Source organism: Klebsiella sp. CN_Kp113, from assembly GCF_040064585.1.
GTDB classification, from domain to species: Bacteria; Pseudomonadota; Gammaproteobacteria; order Enterobacterales; family Enterobacteriaceae; genus Klebsiella; species Klebsiella michiganensis.
In genome coordinates, this window is sequence record NZ_JBEAID010000008.1 from 133,949 (window position 1) to 155,224 (window position 21,276).

The 21,276-nt window shown below is 62.0% G+C and carries 23 protein-coding genes; 1 reads left to right on the forward strand and 22 read right to left on the reverse strand.

Annotated features, from left to right (window positions below; all coding sequences use genetic code 11):
- Position 1: 1 nt before the first annotated feature.
- The 9 genes from panD to thpR all read right to left on the reverse strand — a co-directional run bounded on the left by panD (position 2) and on the right by thpR (position 6,992).
- A complete protein-coding gene (panD, locus tag ABLV30_RS02855; protein ID WP_004098675.1) occupies positions 2 to 382 on the reverse strand; it encodes an aspartate 1-decarboxylase in 381 nt (126 codons plus the stop codon).
- A 93-nt stretch (positions 383 to 475) separates the two neighbouring features.
- Entirely contained in the window at positions 476 to 1,330 is an 855-nt protein-coding gene (gene panC / locus ABLV30_RS02860) for a pantoate--beta-alanine ligase (RefSeq protein WP_032748013.1), read from the reverse strand.
- Positions 1,331 to 1,341: 11 nt separating this feature from the next.
- The gene (gene panB, locus ABLV30_RS02865) at positions 1,342 to 2,133 is read right to left on the reverse strand and encodes a 3-methyl-2-oxobutanoate hydroxymethyltransferase (protein ID WP_004098680.1); all 792 of its coding nucleotides are present in this window, start codon (positions 2,131 to 2,133) and stop codon (positions 1,342 to 1,344) included.
- A 119-nt stretch (positions 2,134 to 2,252) separates the two neighbouring features.
- Positions 2,253 to 2,732, reverse strand: a complete 480-nt coding sequence (gene folK, locus ABLV30_RS02870) for a 2-amino-4-hydroxy-6-hydroxymethyldihydropteridine diphosphokinase (RefSeq protein WP_025106514.1) — start codon at positions 2,730 to 2,732, stop codon at positions 2,253 to 2,255.
- Positions 2,729 to 4,126: a polynucleotide adenylyltransferase PcnB gene (gene pcnB, locus ABLV30_RS02875; RefSeq protein ID WP_139529300.1), complete on the reverse strand. Its 1,398-nt coding sequence runs from the start codon at positions 4,124 to 4,126 to the stop codon at positions 2,729 to 2,731. The genes folK and pcnB overlap by 4 nt, the downstream gene beginning before the upstream one ends.
- A 51-nt stretch (positions 4,127 to 4,177) precedes the next feature.
- Positions 4,178 to 5,059, reverse strand: a complete 882-nt coding sequence (gene gluQRS / locus ABLV30_RS02880) for a tRNA glutamyl-Q(34) synthetase GluQRS (RefSeq protein ID WP_014837424.1) — start codon at positions 5,057 to 5,059, stop codon at positions 4,178 to 4,180.
- 60 nt (positions 5,060 to 5,119) lie between these two features.
- Entirely contained in the window at positions 5,120 to 5,575 is a 456-nt protein-coding gene (gene dksA, locus ABLV30_RS02885; RefSeq protein WP_004098689.1) for an RNA polymerase-binding protein DksA, read from the reverse strand.
- A 164-nt stretch (positions 5,576 to 5,739) separates the two neighbouring features.
- Positions 5,740 to 6,456, reverse strand: coding sequence for a DNA/RNA nuclease SfsA (gene sfsA / locus ABLV30_RS02890; RefSeq protein ID WP_004098690.1), 717 nt, complete (start codon positions 6,454 to 6,456; stop codon positions 5,740 to 5,742).
- Positions 6,456 to 6,992: an RNA 2',3'-cyclic phosphodiesterase gene (gene thpR, locus ABLV30_RS02895; RefSeq protein WP_014837425.1), complete on the reverse strand. Its 537-nt coding sequence runs from the start codon at positions 6,990 to 6,992 to the stop codon at positions 6,456 to 6,458. Before thpR ends, sfsA begins: the two co-directional genes overlap by 1 nt.
- A 72-nt stretch (positions 6,993 to 7,064) precedes the next feature.
- Here thpR and hrpB point away from each other — a divergent pair, with 72 nt between their 5' ends.
- The gene (gene hrpB, locus ABLV30_RS02900) at positions 7,065 to 9,494 is read left to right on the forward strand and encodes an ATP-dependent helicase HrpB (protein WP_064358587.1); all 2,430 of its coding nucleotides are present in this window, start codon (positions 7,065 to 7,067) and stop codon (positions 9,492 to 9,494) included.
- Between the two features lie 41 nt (positions 9,495 to 9,535).
- On the opposite strand, the gene ABLV30_RS02905 is transcribed toward hrpB, so the two are convergent.
- Genes ABLV30_RS02905 through gspC form a run of 13 tightly spaced genes read right to left on the reverse strand, consistent with a single transcriptional unit; the run spans position 9,536 to position 21,208 of the window.
- Positions 9,536 to 10,387 carry an A24 family peptidase gene (locus ABLV30_RS02905; RefSeq protein WP_265801410.1) on the reverse strand — a complete coding sequence of 284 codons (852 nt, stop codon included), beginning with the start codon at positions 10,385 to 10,387 and terminating at the stop codon, positions 9,536 to 9,538.
- A 2-nt stretch (positions 10,388 to 10,389) separates the two neighbouring features.
- On the reverse strand, positions 10,390 to 11,148 hold the full coding sequence (locus ABLV30_RS02910) for a type II secretion system protein N (protein WP_064405742.1): 759 nt from the start codon (positions 11,146 to 11,148) through the stop codon (positions 10,390 to 10,392).
- The gene (locus ABLV30_RS02915; RefSeq protein WP_032748031.1) at positions 11,138 to 11,623 is read right to left on the reverse strand and encodes a type II secretion system protein M; all 486 of its coding nucleotides are present in this window, start codon (positions 11,621 to 11,623) and stop codon (positions 11,138 to 11,140) included. The genes ABLV30_RS02910 and ABLV30_RS02915 overlap by 11 nt, the downstream gene beginning before the upstream one ends.
- On the reverse strand, positions 11,616 to 12,809 hold the full coding sequence (gene gspL, locus ABLV30_RS02920; protein WP_265801412.1) for a type II secretion system protein GspL: 1,194 nt from the start codon (positions 12,807 to 12,809) through the stop codon (positions 11,616 to 11,618). Before gspL ends, ABLV30_RS02915 begins: the two co-directional genes overlap by 8 nt.
- Entirely contained in the window at positions 12,802 to 13,782 is a 981-nt protein-coding gene (gspK, locus tag ABLV30_RS02925) for a type II secretion system minor pseudopilin GspK (protein ID WP_064405740.1), read from the reverse strand. The genes gspL and gspK overlap by 8 nt, the downstream gene beginning before the upstream one ends.
- On the reverse strand, positions 13,779 to 14,375 hold the full coding sequence (gene gspJ, locus ABLV30_RS02930; protein WP_064405739.1) for a type II secretion system minor pseudopilin GspJ: 597 nt from the start codon (positions 14,373 to 14,375) through the stop codon (positions 13,779 to 13,781). The genes gspK and gspJ overlap by 4 nt, the downstream gene beginning before the upstream one ends.
- On the reverse strand, positions 14,372 to 14,737 hold the full coding sequence (gspI, locus tag ABLV30_RS02935; RefSeq protein ID WP_009654631.1) for a type II secretion system minor pseudopilin GspI: 366 nt from the start codon (positions 14,735 to 14,737) through the stop codon (positions 14,372 to 14,374). Before gspI ends, gspJ begins: the two co-directional genes overlap by 4 nt.
- Positions 14,734 to 15,246, reverse strand: a complete 513-nt coding sequence (gene gspH, locus ABLV30_RS02940) for a type II secretion system minor pseudopilin GspH (RefSeq protein WP_064405737.1) — start codon at positions 15,244 to 15,246, stop codon at positions 14,734 to 14,736. The genes gspI and gspH overlap by 4 nt, the downstream gene beginning before the upstream one ends.
- A complete protein-coding gene (gene gspG / locus ABLV30_RS02945; protein WP_004098709.1) occupies positions 15,246 to 15,668 on the reverse strand; it encodes a type II secretion system major pseudopilin GspG in 423 nt (140 codons plus the stop codon). The genes gspH and gspG overlap by 1 nt, the downstream gene beginning before the upstream one ends.
- Before the next feature lie 20 nt (positions 15,669 to 15,688).
- Entirely contained in the window at positions 15,689 to 16,894 is a 1,206-nt protein-coding gene (gspF, locus tag ABLV30_RS02950; RefSeq protein ID WP_064405735.1) for a type II secretion system inner membrane protein GspF, read from the reverse strand.
- A 1-nt stretch (position 16,895) separates the two neighbouring features.
- Positions 16,896 to 18,389 (reverse strand): type II secretion system ATPase GspE, encoded by a 1,494-nt coding sequence (gene gspE, locus ABLV30_RS02955; protein ID WP_064405733.1) that lies wholly within the window; start codon positions 18,387 to 18,389, stop codon positions 16,896 to 16,898.
- Positions 18,386 to 20,332 carry a GspD family T2SS secretin variant PulD gene (gene pulD, locus ABLV30_RS02960; RefSeq protein ID WP_029946937.1) on the reverse strand — a complete coding sequence of 649 codons (1,947 nt, stop codon included), beginning with the start codon at positions 20,330 to 20,332 and terminating at the stop codon, positions 18,386 to 18,388. Before pulD ends, gspE begins: the two co-directional genes overlap by 4 nt.
- Positions 20,333 to 20,368: 36 nt before the next feature.
- Complete coding sequence (gene gspC / locus ABLV30_RS02965; protein ID WP_143440002.1) at positions 20,369 to 21,208, reverse strand: type II secretion system protein GspC; 840 nt, start codon at positions 21,206 to 21,208, stop codon at positions 20,369 to 20,371.
- Positions 21,209 to 21,276 lie beyond the last annotated feature (68 nt).

The following is a 21,276-nucleotide window of genomic DNA, read 5'->3' on the forward strand; positions in this document are numbered from 1 at the left end:
ATCAGGCAACCTGCACCGGAATAGCTTTGGCCTGGCGCTTCATTTCGTTTTCGCCTTCGAAATAGGCCACTTTCGGCTGCCAGGTGCGGGCTTCTTCGTCAGGCATGGTGACGAAGCTGGCGATAATCAGAATATCGCCGACGCTCGCACAGTGTGCCGCCGCGCCGTTCACGGAGATAATTCGCGAACCGCGCTCCGCGGCGATGGCGTAGGTGGAGAAACGATTACCGTTGGTCACATTCCAGATATGAATAGCCTCGTTTTCAAGGATGCCGGACGCATCCAGGAAATCCTGATCAATAGCGCAGGAGCCTTCATAGTGCAGGTCGGCCTGCGTGACTTTTACGCGGTGGAGTTTGCCCTGCAGCATATTACGAATCATAACGTCTACCTTTAAAGCTTAACGATAACAAAGCGGACGTGACGCCCGCCTTGAGGAAATTCCAGGCAGTATTGCCCGATTTTTAACCCGTGTCTACCGAACGAGCGCCACTATCTGGTTGTCGATCAAACGCGCTTCGCCGAGCCATGCCGCCATCAGGATCACCGCGCGCTGGCTGTTTTCCGTCAGGTCGAGCAGCGTGTCGGCATCGCGGATCTGGATATCATCGGCGCGGAAGCCTTTTTCGTTCAGCTCCTGCGCGGCAATCGCGATAATCTCGTCAAGATTGCGCTCGCCGGCCGCCAGCTTCTCCGCCGCGCCATTCATCACCTTATACAGCCCCGGCGCAACTTTGCGCTGGTCTGCGCTGAGATAGCCGTTGCGCGAACTGAGTGCCAGCCCATCTTTCGCGCGCATTATCGGCACGCCGATAATCTCGATGTCGTAGCCCATATCGGCCACCATTTTGCGGATCAGCGCCAGCTGCTGGAAGTCTTTTTCGCCGAAGCAGGCGACGTCCGGCTGGATCAGGTTGAACAGCTTGCTGACGATAGTGGAAACGCCGCGGAAGTGGCCCGGACGACTGGCGCCCTCGAGCATCGTCGACAGCCCCGGAACATCCACGTAAGTCTGATTTTCGATGCCGTGCGGATAGATTTCCGCCGCGGCAGGGGCAAAGACAAAATCGACCTTACGCTTGTTCAGCTTTTCGCAATCGTCCTGCAGGGTACGCGGGTAGCGCGCCAGATCCTCGGCGCGGTCGAACTGCATGGGGTTGACGAAGATACTGGCCACCACCACATCCGCGCTGGCTTTGGCGGTATCAACCAGCTTCATATGACCATCGTGCAGGTTGCCCATGGTGGGAACCAGCGCAATGCGCTTGCCTTCCTGGCGTAAACGACGGATATGCTGGCGCAGCAGCGGCAGGGTTTCAATAATCAGCACAACAACACTCCTTAATGGAAACTGTGTTCTTCGCCCGGATAGACGCCGGACTCCACTTCGGCAACATATTGCCGTACCGCGGCGCGCATGTCGCCCGCTGTGCTCAGGAAATTTTTGGCAAATTTGGGAATATGGCCGCCGGTAATGCCGAATGCGTCATGCATGACGAGGATTTGCCCGTCGGTGACGTTGCCCGCGCCGATGCCGATCACCGGGATGGTTAACGCCTCGGTGACGCGTTTCGCCAGCTCGACCGGTACGCACTCCAGCACCAGCAGCTGTGCGCCCGCCGCTTCTAGCGCCAGCGCGTCATCCAGCAGAACTTGCCCGGCATCGCCGCGGCCCTGAATTTTATAGCCGCCGAAGACGTTCACCGACTGGGGCGTCAGACCGAGGTGCCCGCACACCGGCACCGCGCGCTCGGCGAGCATTTTCACCGTATCCGCCAGCCATGCGCCGCCCTCGATTTTGACCATATTGGCTCCCGCACGCATCACGATGGCGGCGTTCTCGAAGGTCTGTTCCGGCGTGGCGTAAGCCATAAACGGCAGATCGGCGAGCAGCAGACAGTTGGGCGCTCCGCGGCGCACCGCGCGCGTGTGATAGGCAATGTCTTCTACGGTCACCGGCAGGGTGGAGTCGTGGCCCTGCACCGTCATGCCCAGCGAATCGCCGACCAGCATCACGTTGATACCCTCATCGGCAAACAGCTTTGCAAAGCTGTAGTCATAGGCGGTGATAGTGGCGAAGCGTTTCTTCTCCTGTTTGCATTTCTGCAGCAGGGCGATAGTGGTCGGTTTCATAACGTTTCCTGATGATGAAAGTCATTTTAACCGGCATTCTAGCAGCCGCATTCAGGGGGGCAATGGTTTTAGGCAACCGATTACCACGATCGCCGTAATTGCTAAAAAATGAAGGGGTATTACCAGCTCGCGGGTTTTTCCGCGCCGAGATTGGCCAGCACGTCGCGCAATGCCAAACCGTCGGGGAAACATAGCTCAGGCGCAATTTCAAACAGCGGCCACAGCATAAAGCCGCGGTTTTGCATATCGTAGTGCGGCACGGTCAGCCGCGGGGTGTTAATCACCTCATTGCCGAACAGCATGATGTCGAGGTCCAGCGTGCGCGGTCCCCAGCGTTCAGCTTTACGCGTGCGGCCCTGCTGCAGCTCAATGCGCTGAGTGTGGTCGAGCAGCGCCTCTGGGGCGAGAGACGTCTCCAGCGCCACGGCGGCGTTGAGGTAGTCAGGCTGATCCTGCGGCCCCAGCGGCGGCGTACGGTAGAAAGAGGAAACGCTTATCACCCGGCTGTCAGGAATCTCCGCCAGCGCGTTAACGGCAGCGTTAACCTGCTCCAGCGGCGAGGCCAGATTACTGCCGATAGCGATATAAGCGAGCGTCATGCGCTGCCTTCGCGGCGCGGCGCGCGTTTACGCGGACGACGATGGCGGCGGCGCGGAGCCGGATCGTCGCCTAAATCATCCAGCATATCTTTCTGATCCGGCGGCGCGGCGACCTGGAACTCGCCCCACCATTTGGTCAGACGCTGCAGTTCGCTGCTGTTTTCGGCGCCGGCGCGCAGCTCCAGCAGATCGTAGGCGGCGCGGAATTTGGGATGCTCCATCAGCTTCCACGCGCGTTTGCCCTGACGGCGGGACATCCGCAGCTGAAGCTGCCAGATATCGCGCACCAGAGTAGTGATGCGTTTCGGGATCGCCAGCGTGCGGCAGGCTTCGTCCAGCACGTCGTTCATCGCCAGCGCGAAGGCGTCGTAGTAGGCCAGCCCGCTTTCCTGGGCGATTTTCTGCGCCGTTTCCAGCAGCGGATACCAGAACATTACCGCGAACAGGAACGCCGGGTTAACGCGCATATCGTTGCGAATACGATTATCGGTATTCTTCAGCACCTGGCTGATGATGCGCTCCATCGGACTATCGCCGCGCTCGGTGAAGTAGCGGGTAATGGTCGGGAACAGCGGCTGGAACAGATTATATTCGCGCAGCAGAATATAGGTTTGATAGCCGTCGCCGGCCTGCAGCAGTTTTAACACCTCTTCAAACAGGCGCGCCGGCGGCACATCGTGCAGCAGCGTCGCCAGGCGTGGGATCGGCTCGGCGGTCTCTTCGCTGATGCTCATGCCGAGCTTCGCCGCAAAACGCACCGCGCGCAGCATGCGCACCGGATCTTCGCGATAGCGGGTTTCCGGATCGCCGATCAGCCGGATGACGCCATCCTGCAGATCTTTCATGCCGCCGACGTAGTCGCGGACGGTGAAATCCGCCACGCTGTAATAGAGGCTGTTGATGGTAAAGTCGCGACGCTGGGCGTCTTCTTCAATCGAACCGAAGATGTTGTCGCGCAGCAGCATGCCGTTCTGGCCGCGCTGGGAGGTGACGCGATCGGTGGTGTGGCCTTCATGGTGGCCGCGGAAGGTCGCGACTTCGATAATTTCCGGCCCGAACATCACGTGCGCCAGGCGGAAGCGACGGCCGACCAGACGGCAGTTGCGGAACAGCTTACGCACCTGCTCCGGCGTGGCGTTGGTGGTGACGTCAAAATCTTTGGGTTTTTTGCCCAGCAGCAGATCGCGTACGCCGCCGCCGACCAGCCACGATTCGTAGCCCGCCTTATTGAGTCTGTACATGACCTTGAGGGCATTTTCACTGATATCTTTGCGGGAAATTGCATGCTGCTCGCGCGGGATAACCGTCATATGTAGTTGTTCGACGGCGGCTTCTGCCTCGCGCTCTTCACGGCTTAGCACCTTACGGCAAAAATTAGCGACTCGGGTAAAAATGGTACACCTCGTAGTGTCAGACGGACTTCAGGACAAAAAAATAGCGGCTAATCATAGCTCAGCAGAACGCATTTGAGAATGCTGGATTTGCTCCGGCCGCCAGTTCGCTACCGCGTACTTGAGTAAATCCTCAATGCTCAGCGTCTGCCATTCCTGAATGACATCCTGATTAAGAAACGTTAGCGCCCGCACAATTTCCGGGCGCGGATCGCCTGTAGATAACGCCGGAGCGTGGTTTTGCTTCGACAGTTTATTGCCCTGCGCGTTGAGGGCCAGCGGCAAATGGATATAGTCCGGCGCCTGCCAGCCAAAATGCTGATAGAGCGAAATTTGCCGCACCGTCGGCTCGATAAGATCGGCGCCGCGGACGATTTCGCTGACGCCCTGAAAATGATCGTCCACCACCACCGCCAGATTATAGGCGAACAGCCCATCGCGACGGTGGATAATAAAATCTTCACGCGCCAGAGGCTCGTCGGCGACGATCGTACCGCGCAACTGGTCATAAAATTCAAGGACCGGACGCGTTTGCCGCAGGCGCAGAGCGGCGTTTTCCGCGCCGAGGCGTAAATCCCGGCAGTGGCCGTCGTAAAGGCCGCCAATAGCGTGGATACGCGCGCGGGTGCAGGTGCAGTAGTAGCAGAGGCCCTGCTCGCGTAGCCAGGCCAGGCGCTCACGATAGGCTTCGTGGCGTTTTGACTGCCAGAGTACCTCTCCGTCCCAGTGCAGGCCGAAGTGCTCTAACTGACGAAGAATAGTCTCGGCGGCGCCGGGGACTTCACGCGGCGGATCGATATCTTCAATGCGCACACGCCAGATACCGTTCTGTGCCCGAGCCTGCAGATAGCTGCCAAGCGCGGCAATCAATGAGCCGAAGTGGAGTTCGCCGGAAGGTGAGGGGGCAAAGCGCCCGATGTAGTGGGAATCTGTCATCGTATGACTAAAGCATCAGGGCGGGAGAAAGCTCCCGCCAGAGATGCGTCAGCGAAGTGATTAGCCTGCCATCTGTTTTTCGCGAATTTCCGCCAGCGTTTTGCAATCAATGCACAGGTCGGCGGTCGGTCGCGCTTCCAGACGACGGATACCAATCTCAACGCCACAGGATTCACAGAAGCCGAAATCTTCGTCTTCGACTTTTTTCAGCGTTTTCTCGATCTTTTTGATCAGTTTACGTTCGCGGTCGCGGTTACGCAGCTCCAGGCTGAACTCTTCTTCCTGAGCGGCACGGTCTACCGGATCCGGGAAGTTAGCAGCTTCATCCTGCATATGCGTTACGGTGCGATCCACTTCATCCCTAAGTTGATTACGCCACGCTTCAAGAATGCGCTTGAAGTGCGCCAGCTGGGCTTCGTTCATATACTCTTCGCCCGGCTTCACTTGGTACGGCTCCACCCCAGCGATGGAGAGAATACTCAGGGACGATGTTTTACGGTTTTGCCCTTCTTGCATGTTGCTTCTCCTTAACACGCACTATCGATCCCCGTGTTGGGGGAAAAATCAGGCCGCTATAAATAGCAGATGCTTTTCCGGATAGCAATTATCTAAACGTTACACTTGACAACCCTGTGAGGAAAAGCGTATTTGCGCTCGCGACCCGAATACTATTTAGCCGTTTATTTACCGGGGGTTAACACCACGGTAATCGGCTTATTCAGAGTCATCATCTCGGTAGAAAGTTCCGCCTTGTAGGCGAGAATTTCCACCCCCTTGTTTTGCGCCTCAATCAATAGCTGTGCGTATCTGGCATCAATATGATGCGCGGGTGAGAAACGGTCTATCGCCGAGTGCAGCACGGCGAACAAAATCACCGCCCGATCGCCCGCTGCCGCCACGCTCATTAGCTCCCGCAGGTGCTTCTGACCGCGTGCGGTAACCGCATCGGGGAAGTAACCGTATTCCTTTTCCGCCAACGTAACCGATTTCACTTCAATATAGCAGTTTTGTTGGTCATCTGCTTGTAACAGAATATCAATGCGGCTGCTTTCATCACCATACTTCACTTCGCTTTTCAGCGTGTTATAGCCCAAAAGCTCGGGAATATTTCCTGCCAGAATCGCCTCTTTTGCCAACGTGTTAGCACGTAGAGTATTAACACAAATTGTCGCGCCCTCTACGGTTTCAGTTAATTCCCACGTGTGGGCATATTTACGCTTAGGATTATCTGAGGTGGAATACCAGACGGTATCGCCCGGCGCGGCGCAGCCGGTCATGGCGCCGGTGTTGGGGCAGTGCAGGGTCAGCTCGCGGCCGTCGGGGGTGACCACGTCGGCGAGAAACCGTTTGTAACGTTTAACCAGGGTGGCGGACTGCAGGGGAGGAGTGAACAGCATCAGCTTTCCTTGTCGAAGGGATAACGTTCCAGCGCCTGATAGCGGGTGCGCCCGCGGCTAAAGCTGGATTCGTAGAGCACAAATTCGTTGACCGCAAACGCCCAGCTAAATCCGGGCGGCGGAATCGGCACCGCGTGGCGCGCGTCGCGCAGCAGGGTGATATGCGGATGAAACGGCTGCGGGCTCTGATAGCAGCCGCTGCGGGCGGCCTGGGCGCGCAGCATATTCGCTAATTGCAGCACCCCGCGCGGCGGCTGACGGGTGCCCAGCCACACTACCCGCGAACGCAGCCACTGCCCGGCATCGTCAAGCGTCAGGGTAAAGCCCGGCTGGCGGATCCGTCCGGCCATCGCTGACAGCGCCCGCTGCTTGTCCGCGCTCACCTCGCCAAGAAACGCCAGCGTCAGATGGAGGTTAGCCGCCGCCACCGGTCGACCCGCATCGCCGGGAAAGCTGGCGGCGCGCCAGTGCACGATCTGCTGCTGAACGTCCCCGGGAAGTTCAATGGCGAAAAACAGCCTTTTCGGCTCGGACATGATAGAGACTCGGTAATGAATTACCGGGATGCTACAATGCTTGCCCGCAAATGTTAACCTCCGGAGCGTTTCGTGTCCTCATTGCCGGTTGCCGCCGTCCTCCCTGAACTTCTCTCTGCCCTGCAGCATGCGCCGCAGGTTCTGCTTAATGCGCCAACCGGCGCCGGGAAATCCACCTGGCTGCCGCTGCAAATCCTCGCCGAAGGTAACATCAACGGACGCATAATCCTGCTGGAGCCGCGGCGGCTGGCCGCGCGTAACGTGGCGCAGCGGCTGGCGGAACTGCTGGGAGAGAAGCCCGGCGAGACCGTGGGCTATCGCATGCGCGCGGAGACCTGCGTCGGGCCGAACACGCGCCTCGAAGTGGTGACCGAAGGTATTTTAACGCGGATGATCCAGCGCGATCCGGAGCTGAGCGGCGTGGGGCTGGCGATCCTCGATGAATTCCACGAACGCAGCCTGCAGGCGGATCTGGCGCTGGCGCTGCTGCTCGACGTTCAGCAGGGACTGCGCGACGATCTCAAACTGCTGATTATGTCGGCGACGCTGGACAATGAACGCCTGCAGCGGCTGCTGCCGGAGGCGCCGGTTATCGTTTCCGAAGGGCGCGCGTTTCCGGTTGAGCGGCGTTTTCTGCCGCTGCCGGCCCATCAGCGCTTTGACGAGGCGGTGGCGGTGGCCGCCGCGGAGCTGCTGCGCAGCGAAAATGGCTCAATGCTGCTGTTTCTGCCCGGGGTGGGAGAGATTCAGCGCGTTCAGGAGCGGCTGGCGGAGCGGGTGGCGAGCGATGTGATCCTTTGCCCCCTGTACGGCGCGCTGCCGCTGAGCGAGCAGCGTAAGGCGATACTGCCCGCGCCCGCCGGGATGCGCAAAGTGGTGCTGGCGACCAATATCGCCGAGACCAGTCTGACCATCGAGGGGATTCGGCTGGTGGTGGATAGCGCCCAGGAGCGCGTCGCCCGCTTTGACGCCCGCACCGGGCTCACTCGCCTGGTGACGCAGCGCATCAGCCAGGCCTCAATGACCCAGCGCGCCGGACGCGCCGGGCGTCTGGAACCGGGGATCTGCCTGCATCTGCTGGCTAAAGAGCAGGCCGAGCGCGCGGCGGCGCAGGGCGACCCGGAAATTCTGCAAAGCGATCTGTCGTCGCTGCTGCTGGAGCTGCTGCAGTGGGGATGCCAGGACCCGGCCCAGCTCAGCTGGCTGGATCTGCCGCCTGCGACCAACCTGGCGGCGGCCCGGCGTCTGCTCACCGACCTTTCTGCGCTGGAAGGCGAGCGGCTGTCGGCGCACGGGCGCAAAATGGCGGCGTTGGGCAACGATCCGCGCCTGGCGGCGATGCTGACCGCGGCGGAGGATGCCGATAGCGCCGCCACGGCGGCTAAACTGGCGGCGATCCTTGAAGAGCCGCCGCGCGGCGGCAATAGCGATCTTAGCGCGGCGTTTGCCCGTCAGCAGGGTAACTGGCAGCAGCGGGCGCAGCAGCTGATGAAAAGGCTGGCGGTTCGCGGCGGTCAGCCCGACGCCGACAGCATCGCGGCGCTGCTGGCCTCCGCTTTTGCCGACCGTATCGCCCATCGTCGCGGCCAGGAGGGGCGCTACCAGCTGGCTAACGGGATGGGGGCGATGCTCGACGCCGACGATGCGCTGGGCCGCCACGAATGGTTGATTGCGCCGCTGCTGCTGCAGGGAAGCGCATCGCCGGACGCGCGGATCCTGCTGGCGCTGCCGGTCGATATTCACGCGTTGATTGAGCAGTGTCCGGCCCTGGCCCGGCGTTCCGATATCGTCGAGTGGGATGAGGCGTTAGGAACGCTGAAGGCCTGGCGGCGCACCTGTATCGGACGCCTGGTGATTAAGACCCAGCCGCTGGCGAAGCCGTCGGAGGAGGAGCTGCACCAGGCGATGCTCAACGGGATCCGCGAGAAGGGACTGAGCGTGCTCAGCTGGACGCCGGAGGCGGAGCAGCTGCGTCTGCGGCTACACTGTGCGGCGCGGTGGCTGCCGGAGGAGGCGTGGCCGGCCGTTGACGAGGCGTCGCTGCTGGCCTCGCTTGAACAGTGGCTGCTGCCGCAGATGGCGGGCGTCCATTCGCTGCGCGCCCTGAAGGCGCTGGACGTGCGTCAGGCGCTGCAAAACTGGCTGCCGTGGCCGCTGCGCCAGAAGCTGGACAGCGAGCTGCCCACGCACTATACGGTGCCGACCGGTAGCCGCATCGCCATTCGTTATCACGATGAAAACCCGCCGGCGCTGGCGGTGCGGATGCAGGAGATGTTTGGCGAAGCGACCACTCCGACTATCGCCCAGGGGCGCGTGCCGCTGGTGCTGGAGCTGCTTTCACCGGCGCAGCGCCCGCTGCAGATCACCCGCGATTTAGGCGCCTTCTGGCAGGGGAGCTACCGCGAGGTGCAAAAAGAGATGAAAGGGCGCTATCCCAAGCACGTCTGGCCCGACGATCCGGCCAATACCGCCCCGACCCGGCGCACCAAAAAGTATTCGTAGCCGGAGAGTTCCCGGGTTGCGGCATAAACGCCTTACCCGGGCTACCGGACCAGCACCGCCCGTAGCCCTGCTAAGCGCAGCGCGAGCAGGGGGGGGTATACCTGGCTCCACAAAAAGATGCCGCCGCCCGCCAGCGCCAGCCAGGGGCCGAAGGCCAGAGGTTGTTCGAGCGAACGACGGGTTACCAGGCGCTGCAGCAGCGTCCAGACCAGACCGCTGGCGGAAGCCAGCAGCAGCGTCTGCGGCAGCGGCTGCCAGCCGAGCCACGCGCCGAGCGCCGCCAGCAGCTTGAAATCGCCGTAGCCCAGCGCCTCTTTACCGGTCAGCAGACGGAACACCCAGTACACCGACCACAGCGACAAATACCCGGCCATCGCGCCAATGACCGCCTCCGCCAGCGGCGCGAAGGTATCGGAAAGATTGAACAGCAGACCGGCCCACAGCAGCGGCAGCGTCAGCCTGTCAGGCAGCAGCTGCGTTTGCGCGTCGATGGCGGCGAGGATCAGCAGTACGGACACGAAAGTTAGCCCGCCCAGCAGCGGCATGCCCGGAGCCATCAGGTACCCCGCGAGTACAAACAGCGCGCCGGTCGTCAGCTCCATCAGGGGATAGCGACGCGAGATCGGCTGCCCGCAGCAGCGCGCGCGCCCCCTGAGCCATAAAAAGCTCAGCAGCGGGATATTGTCCCGCCAGGCGATAGGCTGACGGCACTGCGGGCAGAACGACGCGGGGAGGCAGAGATTCACCCCCTCTGCGCGTTCCATCATCAGCGGTAAACGATGGATAACGACGTTAAAAAAGCTGCCGAACGCCAGTCCGGACAGGAATAAAAAGCCGCCCCAGATTAACGGGAATTGCGCGGCGAACTCGGGTAACAGCGCGATATTTTCCATCTCTATTTTTTCTCCCCGGAGCGCCACTGCCCCTGCCACTGCCACGGCGTGCGCCCCTGCTCATCTTTGCGGCCGTTTTGCGCGAGCAGCAGCGTCAGCAGCGCCGGAGCCGTCTGGCGGGTCTGCAGCGTACCGTTAAACGTATAGCGCCCGTTGGGCGTCAGAACGCCCTGTCCTGCGAGACTAAGCTGACGGGAGTCCTGGGTCAGGGCGACAGCCAGCGCGCCCGCCGGGGTACAGCTTAGTTTGCCGTTGACCTGGGCCAGTTCGAGCGACCCGGCGGGGGAGCTGAGCGCCGCGTCCCGCCACTGCACGGTGCCGGCGGTCATCTGTCGGCAACCGCCGGCGTTAAAGCGGGCCTCGGGCAGCGTCAGCACAACCTGACCGCGAGCCTCCAGCGGTATGCCGGATGCTAACCGCTGGCCGATCGTCCGGGCCGGCGCCGCGAGTCGTCCCTCGCGCACCACAACGTCGTTCAGACCGTGCAGCCAGGCCTGGCCGCGCAGGCCGGAGGGGTCGTTAAACGCGATATGCCAGCCGGGAAGCCACGACGAAAAGCCAAACTCCCAGCGTAAATGGGCGATGTCAAAACCGCGCCAGCTGGCCTGACGGGCTTCTCCTTGCCACAGGGTGCCCGTGGTTTCGCCGAGCCGCGCGCCGTCCGGTAGCGCCAGAGTAAGCAGCCGCGCCGGCGCGCTAAACAGCAGCCAGAAGAGATAGACCGCCGCCAGCAGCAGGGCGATAGTGAGTTTATTTTTCATCGCTGCGCTCCAGCACCAGCGTATTAATCGTCACCCAACCGGGCTGCTGCGCCACGGCGGTCACCGCCAGGGTGGCGGTGGTCATCCCCGCCTGCCCCAGCGCGTCCAGCCATGCCATCAGCGCCTGGAAATCGGCGGGCTGCACGGTAAGGCTCAGGCGGGAGCCCTGCGGCTGCAGGCGAACGATAGCGATACCGTGGCGGCCGGCTTCGCGCATAATCACCGTCGAGGGTTCTTCCGGCGCGGCAGAAGGTTTCCGCTGGTTAAGCTGCTGGAGAAGCGGGGTCTGCTGGCGCATCCACCGCAGGCTGGACTGCTCCCTGGCCAGCGTTTGCCGCCACTGCGCCTCGCGATTTTGCCAGGGCTGCCAGAGGGCGTAATAAATCAGGCCAATAAGCAGCATGACGCCCATCCCCAGCAGCAGATGCCGTTCGCGGCGCGTACGCTGTTGCCATAAGGCAAGCAGGTTATCCATCGTTCCCCTCCAGCGTCAGACGCCCTTCAATACCGTCGGCGCGCGGCTTCATCTCGCCGGTCTGCACGCGAAACCCCGCCCGCGCCCGCTGGCTGAACTGCGCCAGGGCCTGCGATGAAACGGCGGATATCTCCAGCTGCAGCGCGTTGCGCCCGGCATCATAGCTCAGGGTTCGCAGGCGAATGCCCGGCGTTTCGGCGATGATTTGCTGTAGGGCGCCGAGCCGTGAGATGAGCGCCGGCCGGGCGCTCACGCTTTCCAGACGGCGCAGATGCTGCTGCATTTGCAGGCGTGGATTGACGAGATTTTTTTCCGCTTTGAACCACTGGCGGTAAAAATCACGGCTGGCCTGCACGGCGGCGTCGGCCTGACGAGCCAGGGCGAGATGGTCGTGGAGGCGATTTCCGCTCCACAGCAGCAGTAGCGCCAGGGTTGCGACAATCGCCGGCCGCCAGCGTCGAGGCGTCGGCGGCCGGCGTTTCGCGGCAAAATTGCCCTGGCGTAAGCAGATTTTGCGCGCCTGCGGGTTGCTCGCCGCCAGCGCCAGCAAATCCTGCGCCGGGCGAGGCTGCCACGGCACGGCGATATCCGGCGGCGGCGAGTAGCAGGCGATGGGCGCGATATGGGGCCAGTGGGCCAGCAGTTCGCCGAGCCATGGGGTTTCCACCGCCATACCGCTGCACGTCTCGCAGCGAAACAGCCACTGTTCGCCGCAGCGTACGGCGCTCCAGCCGGTCGGGTTCTGCGGCAGGGCAAGGGCATCCGGCGTCAGGGCCAGCACGTTCAGTCCGAGCCCCTCGCACCAGGCCTGCCATGCGCGCATCTTCTCCCGCCCGACCACCGCCACGGCACAGTCGCTTTTATCCCGGTGGATCAGGGCAAAATGGCTCTCTTCGATCTCCGTTGCCAGCTGTTCTTCGAGTAAAAACGCCAGCGCCTGCTGCGCATTTCGGCGCGCGCCGGCGGGCAGGGTAACGCGATGAAACGCGCAGTCGCTGGCGGGCACCAGCACCCAGGCCGGATGACGCTGCGCCAGCAGGCTGAGCGTCGGGTCGCCAGCGTCAGGATGCCACTCGCCAGTCTGCGCCGCGTCGCCCGGCGCGGCTAGCCGCCATATCGCCGTCGCGGCATCGGGATTGAGGCGAATAATCAGCACGGCGGCGGAAAAAGTATGGTGGTTATTCATCGGCTACCCAATAGATTCCGTAGCGCCGCTGGACGACGCTGAAGGTTCGCCCCTGCTTTTGCAGGAGACTGCGTTGCTGATAGCGGGCGCTGCCCATCACCACGCTGAAGGTGGCGATAAAGCGCTCGCTGTGCACCGCCAGCCACGGACGCGCGGCGGCGGTATCGGTTTTTTGTAATAGCGGCTGCGACAGGAAGGCGGCGACGCTGCTCCAGCCGGTGGCCGCGCGGGCCTGCAGCAGTTGCCGGGCTTCGACGAGGGTGAGTTCAGCGGGGAAGAGCGCCGCCAGCAGCGCGGCCTGAGCGGGCTGCAGGGTATTGACGTTCACCTGCAGCGTCTCGTCCGCCAGGGCGCAAACGTAGGGCAGCAGACGCTGATAGAGCGCGGCGTCCATCCCGGCCAGCAGACGCAGCTCGCTGACGTCCTGCAGCGGCTGATTGCCGGTCAGATAGCCGGGGGATTGCGCCATATAGACTTCGTCTTCCGCGCCGTTCAGCAGCGCCTGGCGATCGCTATCCACCCAGTCGCGCAGGGCGGCGGTCAGATGTAAGGCGCGCAGCGGCTCGCTGCCGAGGTTTTCCAGCAGTCGGGTAAAAACCTGCGCGGGATAAGGGATTTCAACGCTTTCGTCGCCGCTGAGCTGGTTAATGGCGTTGAGGTTGAAGCAGGCCTGAGCGTCGGTAATCGTGGCGTAGATCTCGCCATCATTGACCGCAAAGCGGCGCCCCCGCTGGGCCCAGTTCTGCGCCAGATGGGTCTGGTTCGGCGAGTCGAGCGCGTCGCGTTGCAGCAGCGCCGCCGCCAGGGTTTCCGCCCCCAGCGCGTACCATTTAGCCTGCAGGTTATCGAGGGTAGTGGCGGTTTGCTGATACATCCGCGCGCTGCGTTCGGTCATGGCGCTCGCCAGCACCATCATCAGAGCGAGGATCAGCAGCACCATAAGCAGGGCGACGCCGCGCTGGCGGGTATTCATTGGCTGCCTCCTGGCGTAAGCAGAAACAGCCGGCGGATCTCGCCGGACTGCTCCAGCGTCAGGGTGACTTCCAGCCCCTGCGGCAGCGTCTGCGTCTGCTGCCATTCATCCTGCCAGCGGCCGCTGGCGTAAAAGCGCAGGCGAAACGCCTGCACGTTGCGCTGCATAACGGTCACCGTGGGCAGACTACCGGGCAGCGGGTCCTGCTGGTCGTAGCTCAGACGCTCCAGCCGATCCCCGCGCAGGCGGTAGCTGACGTTCTGAATTTCCGAACGCGGCAGGATCCCCAAAGGATTGGGCCAGCCGTTGCGGTTAAAGGCGATCGCCCAGTCGTCGCTGCCGAGCTGAAAACGTCCGGCAAAAAAGAGGCTCGCGCTGTCGCGGCTGCGGCGGGGAATGATTTGGCTAAAGTCCGCCGCTATCTGGCTGAACGTTAGCTGTAACGCCTGCATGCGCCCGCCCTTATCGCGGGTGAGCGTATCGGCGCGCATCACGTTTTGCAGCACCGTGACCGCAGCGACGCTGAGCGCGGCGAGGATAGCCAGCGCCAGCAGCATTTCGACGAGGGTAAATCCGCGAGCGCGCTGGATCATGGCGGCGTCACGTAGGTGCGCAGCGAAGAGACGGGCATTTTATCGCTTTTGGCGCGGCGGACTTCAACGTCCAGCGCCCGCAGCTGCGGCAGGTCGGTCTCCACCCCCTGCCAGCGAATGTGCCAGCTGACGCCCGCCGCCTGCACCGTGGTTTCCGACCAGCTCAGCGCGGGCCAGCGATTTTCCAGCCGGAGCTGCACCAGCTGATTATCCGCCAGCCAGCCGGCCAGGGTTTTCTCCTCCATACGACCCAGCTGGCGGGTTTGCTGGAGCGTGGCCTGCATCACCGCCAGCCCGGCGAGGGCGAAGACCGCCAGGGCGACCATCACTTCAATCAGCGTCATACCGGCCTGCTTTTTCATGGCGCCTCCTGCGGTTCGGGCAGGCTTTCGCCGCGCGCATTAAACGCGATACCCGGTCCCTCGCCGACGGTCAGCCGGAACGGCGTCATCTCACCGCCGGGAAAGATCAGCACATCGGGATTGTCGCCCGGCGTCCAGGCCTCGCCCTGCGGAAAAGTGAGATGCAGCGTGTTCCCGGCGATGCTGCCCGAGGTGGCGACGCGTCCGGCGCGCAGGGGGAGCCAGCGATAGCCGTTCCAGTCGTCGCCGGCCGGGGGCGGGTCGTTGCTTTCGCGGGGCTGTAAGACCAGAAACTGCCAGCGATCGGGATGCACCGAGGCGCCAAAAAACTGGCCGGTTTGCAGCCCTCGTTGCTGGACAAAGCGCAGCTGCGCCTCAAAGCGCGCCAGCGCCTGCGCCGCGCTATCGTCGCGCGAGGCGGGGAAGGCCAGCATCACCATGCCCGCGCTGACGCCGATCAGCAGCAAAATGAGCATCATCTCCAGCAACGTAAAGCCGCGCTGTCGCACTATTTCTTCCCGATTGTCCAGTTACCGATATCGTCATTGCTCTCCGGTACGCCGTCCGGCCCGAGGCTGAAAATATCCACCTGTCCGTGCTGGCCGGGGCTCAGCAGCTGGTAATCGCTGCCCCAGGGATCCTGCGGCAGACGGCGAATATAGCCGCCTTCAGGATAGTTGCGCGCGTGCGGCTCGGCCGATGGCGCGCTGACCAGCGCCTGCAGCCCCTGCTCGGTGGTGGGATAGCGGCTGTTATCCAGTTTGTACATGTCCAGCGCCCCCTCGAGCGCCACAAGATCGCTGACCACTTTTTGCCGGTCGGCCTTTTCCTTGTTGCCCATCAGGTTGGGCACCACGAGGCTGGCGAGCACGCCGAGGATAACAATCACCACCATGATTTCCAGTAAGGTGAATCCGCGCTGTCGTTGCATATTTTTCTCCATTAGAACAATTACATACTCATCAGGGTATTGAGCTGCAGTATCGGTTGCAGGATGGCGAGGACGATAAACAGCACCATGCCGGCCATCGCCACTATTAGCAAAGGTTCAAACAGGCTGAGGGCCAGCTGAATTTGCGCGCTCAAATCCCGGTCCTGGTTATCCGCCGCGCGCTCCAGCATGCCGTTGAGCTCGCCGCTCTGTTCGCCGCTGGCGACCATGTAGCGCATCATCGGCGGGAACAGCTTGGTCATTTCGAGCGCGCGATGCAGGCTGACGCCTTCGCGAACCGCGTCGCTGGCGGCTTCCAGCTGGCGCTTCGCCCAGGCGTTGCTTAATACTTCCGCGCTGATGCGCATCGCCAGCAGCAGCGGAACGGCGCTGGCGTTGAGAATGCTCAGGGTGCGGGCGTAGCGGGCGCTGTTAACGCTGCGCGCGACCCGGCCAATCAGCGGCAGGCGCAGCAGCAGCCTGTGCCAGGCCAGCCGCTTTGCCGGCTGCCGCAGCAGGTAGCGCAGCAGCAGAGCGACGAGCATGGCGGCCAGCAGCAGCCACGGACCGGCGGCGCGCAGCACATCGCTCATCGCCATCAGCAGGCGGGTGGAAAACGGCAGCGCCTGCTTAAGGTGGATAAACTGCTCGACAACCTTCGGCACCACCGTCGATAGCAGAATGACGATCACGCTGACCGCCACCAGGGTCAGCACGATGGGGTAAATCATCGCCTGCAGCAGCCGGGCGCGCAGCTGCTGGCGCTGTTCGGTATAGTCCGCCAGCCGGTTCAGCACGCCGTCGAGGTGGCCGGAGGCTTCTCCGGCGGCGACCATCGCGCAGTAGAGCGCGTCGAAGCAGCCCGGGTAGCCGCGCATCGCTTCCGCCAGCGAATGGCCTTCCAGCACTTTGCCGCGCACGCCGGCAATCAGGGTTTTCAGCTGGTTTTTTTCACACTGCTGGGCCACCGCGTCGAGCGCTTTTTCCAGCGGGATGGCGGCGGCGACCAGCGTCGCCAACTGGCGGGTAACGAGGGCGAGATCGCGGGCGTTGGTGCGGCGAATAAAGCGCAGTTGCCCGCCGCTGCCGGCTGCCGGGGCGATGTCCAGCGCCAGCCAGCCCTTTTCCCTCAGCAGCTGGCGAGCGTGGCGGGCGGAGTCCGCCTGCTGGACGCCGCGCCGGGTTTTACCGTTTTCATCAACAGCCTGATAGCGAAAAAGCGCCATGTCAGGAGGCCTCCGCGATCTGCTGTTCGCTAACCCGCAGCACCTCTTGCCAGCTGGTGATCCCCGCCAGCGCCTTGTCCCGTCCGGCGTGGCGCAGGGTGATATAGTCCGCCCCCAGCTGCTGGATCAGCGTCACCTCGTTTTCGCCGCGGTGGATTGCCATACGCACGCGATCGTCCACCAGCAGCAGTTCGTGAATGCCGGTACGTCCGCGATAGCCGGTAAAGCCGCACTCGGCGCAGCCCCGGGGCTGCCAGAGCGCCGTGCCGGGAGCGATCTCCATCTGGCGGGCGGTGTCGGCATTCGCCGGTTCCTGCTGGCGACAGTGCGGGCAGAGCCGGCGCACCAGCCGCTGCGACATCACCGCCAGCAGCGAGGTGGAGAGCAGAAAAGGCTCCACGCCCATATCCTGCAGGCGCGAGATGGCGCCCAGCGCGCTGTTGGTGTGCAGCGTTGAGAGCACCAGATGACCGGTTAGCGAAGCCTGAACGGCGATCTGCGCCGTTTCGCCGTCGCGAATTTCGCCCACCAGCACCACGTCAGGGTCCTGGCGCAAAATGGCGCGCAGCCCGCGGGCAAAGGTCATATCGACTTTCGCGTTAACCTGGGTCTGACCGATGCCCTCCAGCTCATATTCGATAGGATCTTCAATGGTCATGATGTTGCGCTCGCGGGCATCGAGGCGGCTCAGCGCGGCGTAGAGGGTGGTGCTTTTTCCCGAACCGGTCGGCCCGGTCACCAGCACGATGCCGTGCGGGCGGGCGATCAGTCCATCCACCTGCTGAAGCAGCGCGGGCGACATGCCGAGGGTCAGCAGGTCGAGATTGACGCTGTTTTTATCGAGCAGACGCAGCACAACGCGTTCGCCGTAGCTCGACGGCAGGGTGGAGACGCGCACGTCGACGGCGCGTCCGCCAATGCGCAGCGCCATGCGACCGTCCTGAGGAATGCGCTTTTCGGTGATATCAAGGCTCGCCATCACCTTAATGCGCGAGATCAGCAGCGCAGCGAGGCGGCGCTGGGGGCGCAGAATTTCGCGCAGTACGCCGTCGACGCGAAAGCGAATTTGCAGGTGGCGTTCATAGGTTTCGATATGAATATCCGACGCTTTCTCTTTGATAGCCTCGGTGAGCATGGCGTTAATCAGGCGGATAATCGGCGCGTCGTCTTCGCTATCCAGCAGGTCGTCGGTGTCCGGCAGCTCTTCGGCAAGGGTGTACAGATCCAGCTCGTTGCCGATATCCGCCATCATGCGCCGGGCCTCGGCGGAGTCGCGCTGATAGCTCAGCACCAGCAGCTTTTCGAACGCCTCCGCTTCCAGTCGCTCGAGGCTGAACGGCATCCCGGCCACCCTGCGGGCTTCCAGCAGCGCCTGCGGCGCGGTGGCGGCGAGGCAGAAAACCTCGCAGCTTTCGCCGTTGCTCAGGAGCATCACGTTGTGCGCGCGGGCGTAGCCGAAGGGGAGCAGCGGGCGTCGTTCAGCGGCGGGGGTCATAGATTGCCTCCCAGATTGAAGGCGTCGATGGCGGCGCTGACCTGGCGGAACGCGGCGGTATCCTGGCGCGGGTAGATCTCCAGCAGATCGTTACTCAGCATCGCGTCGTTGTTCTCTTTGCCGCGCTGTTTGCTCTGGGCGTCGTTAAACGCGGTGTACTGCCCGGATGAAGCCTGACGGTACTCGTCGCGGTCGCGGATCACCGTCGGGCGGATAAACAGCATCAGGTTGCGCTTGGAGACCTTTTTGCTGGTGGAGCGGAACAGCGCGCCAATCACCGGGATATCGCCGAGCAGAGGGACTTTGTCGGCGGTGTCGGAGACGCTTTTATCCAGCAGTCCGCCGACGACCACCGTTTCGCCGCTGCCGACCAGCACGGCGTTATTGACCGTACGGGTATTGAAGGTCGCGCCGAGATCCGAGCTGGTGCTGGAGGCGGCGTCCGCCACGCTGGAGACCTCCTGTTCGATCTCCAGCAGAACCGAATCGCCTTCGTTGATCTGCGGCTTCACTTTTAGCTTGATGCCGACGGTTTTGCGCTCGACGGTATTGAAGATGTTATCGCCGGAGGTGGTTTGCGAGCCGGTCAGCACCGGGACCTCCTGGCCGACGTTAAAGGTGGCTTCCATGTTGTCGAGGGTGACGATACTCGGCGTCGCGAGAATATCGTTCTTGGTGCTGCTGGAAAGGGCGGTTAACAGCATCGCCCAGTTGCCCTGGTAGAAGCCGGCGGCAATGCCGTTGAAGGAGCTTAAGGCGCTCGCCAGCGAGCTGCTGACGGTGCCGTCTTTGTTGTACTGGTTGGCCCCGGCGATGGCCGTGGATATCGGCAGACCGCTGTTGGTGAACTGGGTCATCCCGGCATTTTTATTGGCCCACTGGATGCCGAGGTTCAGACCGTCAGCGTCCTGCACTTCGGCGATAATCGCTTCGACCAGCACCTGCGGGCGGCGGATATCCAGCTGGGCGATCACCCGCTCCAGATCGTTCATTACGTCCGGGGCGGCGGTGACAATCAGGGCGTTGGTCTGACCGTGCGCTTTGATAATGATATTTTTATCCAGCGCCGCCACCGGCTTCGCGGCCTGCTTTTCGCTCTGCATCGTGCTGCTGATGCCGGTCAGCACTTCCACCAGGTCGGAGGCTTTGGCGTATTTCAGGTAGATCACTTTGGTATTGCCCTGGGTCGCCTGCTGGCGGTCGAGCTGCTTAATCATCGCGATGATCCGCTGGCGGGAGTTCGGCTCGCCGCTGACCAGCACCGCGTTGGTGCGTTCATCGGCCACCACGTTGGCGACCATTGAGCCGGGCAGCGCCGATTTGCTGGTGTCTTTGTTGAGTTCGGTCACCAGCTTGACCACATCGGCGGCGGAGGCCCAGGCGAGGGGAACGGTCACCACGCTGCGGTCTCCGGCGTTATCGACGCGTTCGACGATGGTTAGCAGGCGCTTGATGACCGCCGCGCGGCCGGTCATCAGCAGGACGTTGGAGGGTTCATAGTGCACCACGCTGCCCGCGCCGGCGTTATCGTTAAGCTGGCGCAGCAGCGGCGCCAGATCGCGGGCCGCGACGTTGGTCAGGGGCACGACGCGGGTGACGACCTCATCGCCAATGCCCGGCGCGGCATCGCTCGCCACCGGTACCGCGGCGGTTTTCGCATCCTTCGAACGCACGACTTTCAGGACGCCGTTATTCATATTAATCACCGCGAAGCCATAGACATCGAGGACGCTGAGGAAGAATTGATAATATTGCTCTTCGTTGAGCATATCGTAGCTGCGCACGGTAATGGTGCCGCGTACGCTGGGATCGATAATGACCGTTTTATTCAGGTTTTTACTCACCGTATTGATAAATTCCTGAATATCGGTGCCCTTAAAGCTGGCGGAAAACTCTTCCGCCGCGGCCGGTTTGAATAACAGCGCGGCGAATACCAGCAGCATCAGGGAAAATGGGCGAATGACGTTGGCGATGATCAATTATTCATCCCTCAGGGCTAGATAAATATCTTGTTTCTGGCCGTCGCGTTCAACGGTAAGAGTTATTTCAGTTAATTCCGGTAGCTGGGCTAATGCCTGGCGGGACTGTTCTTTATCGCGAAGATCCAGGCCGTTCAGGGCTATCGCCAGATCGTTTTCCTTGAGACCCGCCTGGCGAAATAGCGCCGGGTCTTTGCCCGAATTCAGACGATATCCGCTGAGCTTGTCGTTAACCATGACCGGCGAAATATTGAGGTAATGAAGAATATTTTGCGGCTGCGCGCGGAGCTCCTGCGCCAATTGGCGGGCTGGCGGCGCGGCGCTATTTTTGCCGGCGGCAGGCGGGTCGTTAAACAGCGGGATAGCCTCATTTCTGCCGCGGTAATTAACAATCAGGCGGTCGGGGAAAATAGCGACGATTTTCGCCTCTCCGCCCGGCGTGCTATCGCCAATCCCGAGGCTAACCTGTTGATTCCCTTTCATCATGATGGCAATGGCGCGAGAGGGATCGGTGCTGGCGAGCAGGCCGGTAACGCGCAGTTTGAGCGCCGATACGGGCGCCTGGTCGAGGTTGCCGCCGTGCGCGGAGGCGGAGGTTTTCTCCGCAAGGCCAAACAGCGTAAAGCGCGGCAGCGCCGTTTCCGGGGAGGGGGTTGCGGGCGCCGTCATATCGGCAGGGCTCAATGCGTTATCCGTAAAGTTTACCGGGAGAATTATTTTCCAGGTTAATTGGGCGAGCTGCTGGCAGATAAAAAATAATATGATGGATGTCACAATATGAGGCGCGTAATTAATTATTTTTTTATTTGATATTGTTAATCTCATCACGGAATTATGCATTTTTATTCCTTTGCTCATTCTATTTCCCTCAGCAAAAGGTACCGCCCTACCGATATTGGTGGGGCTTT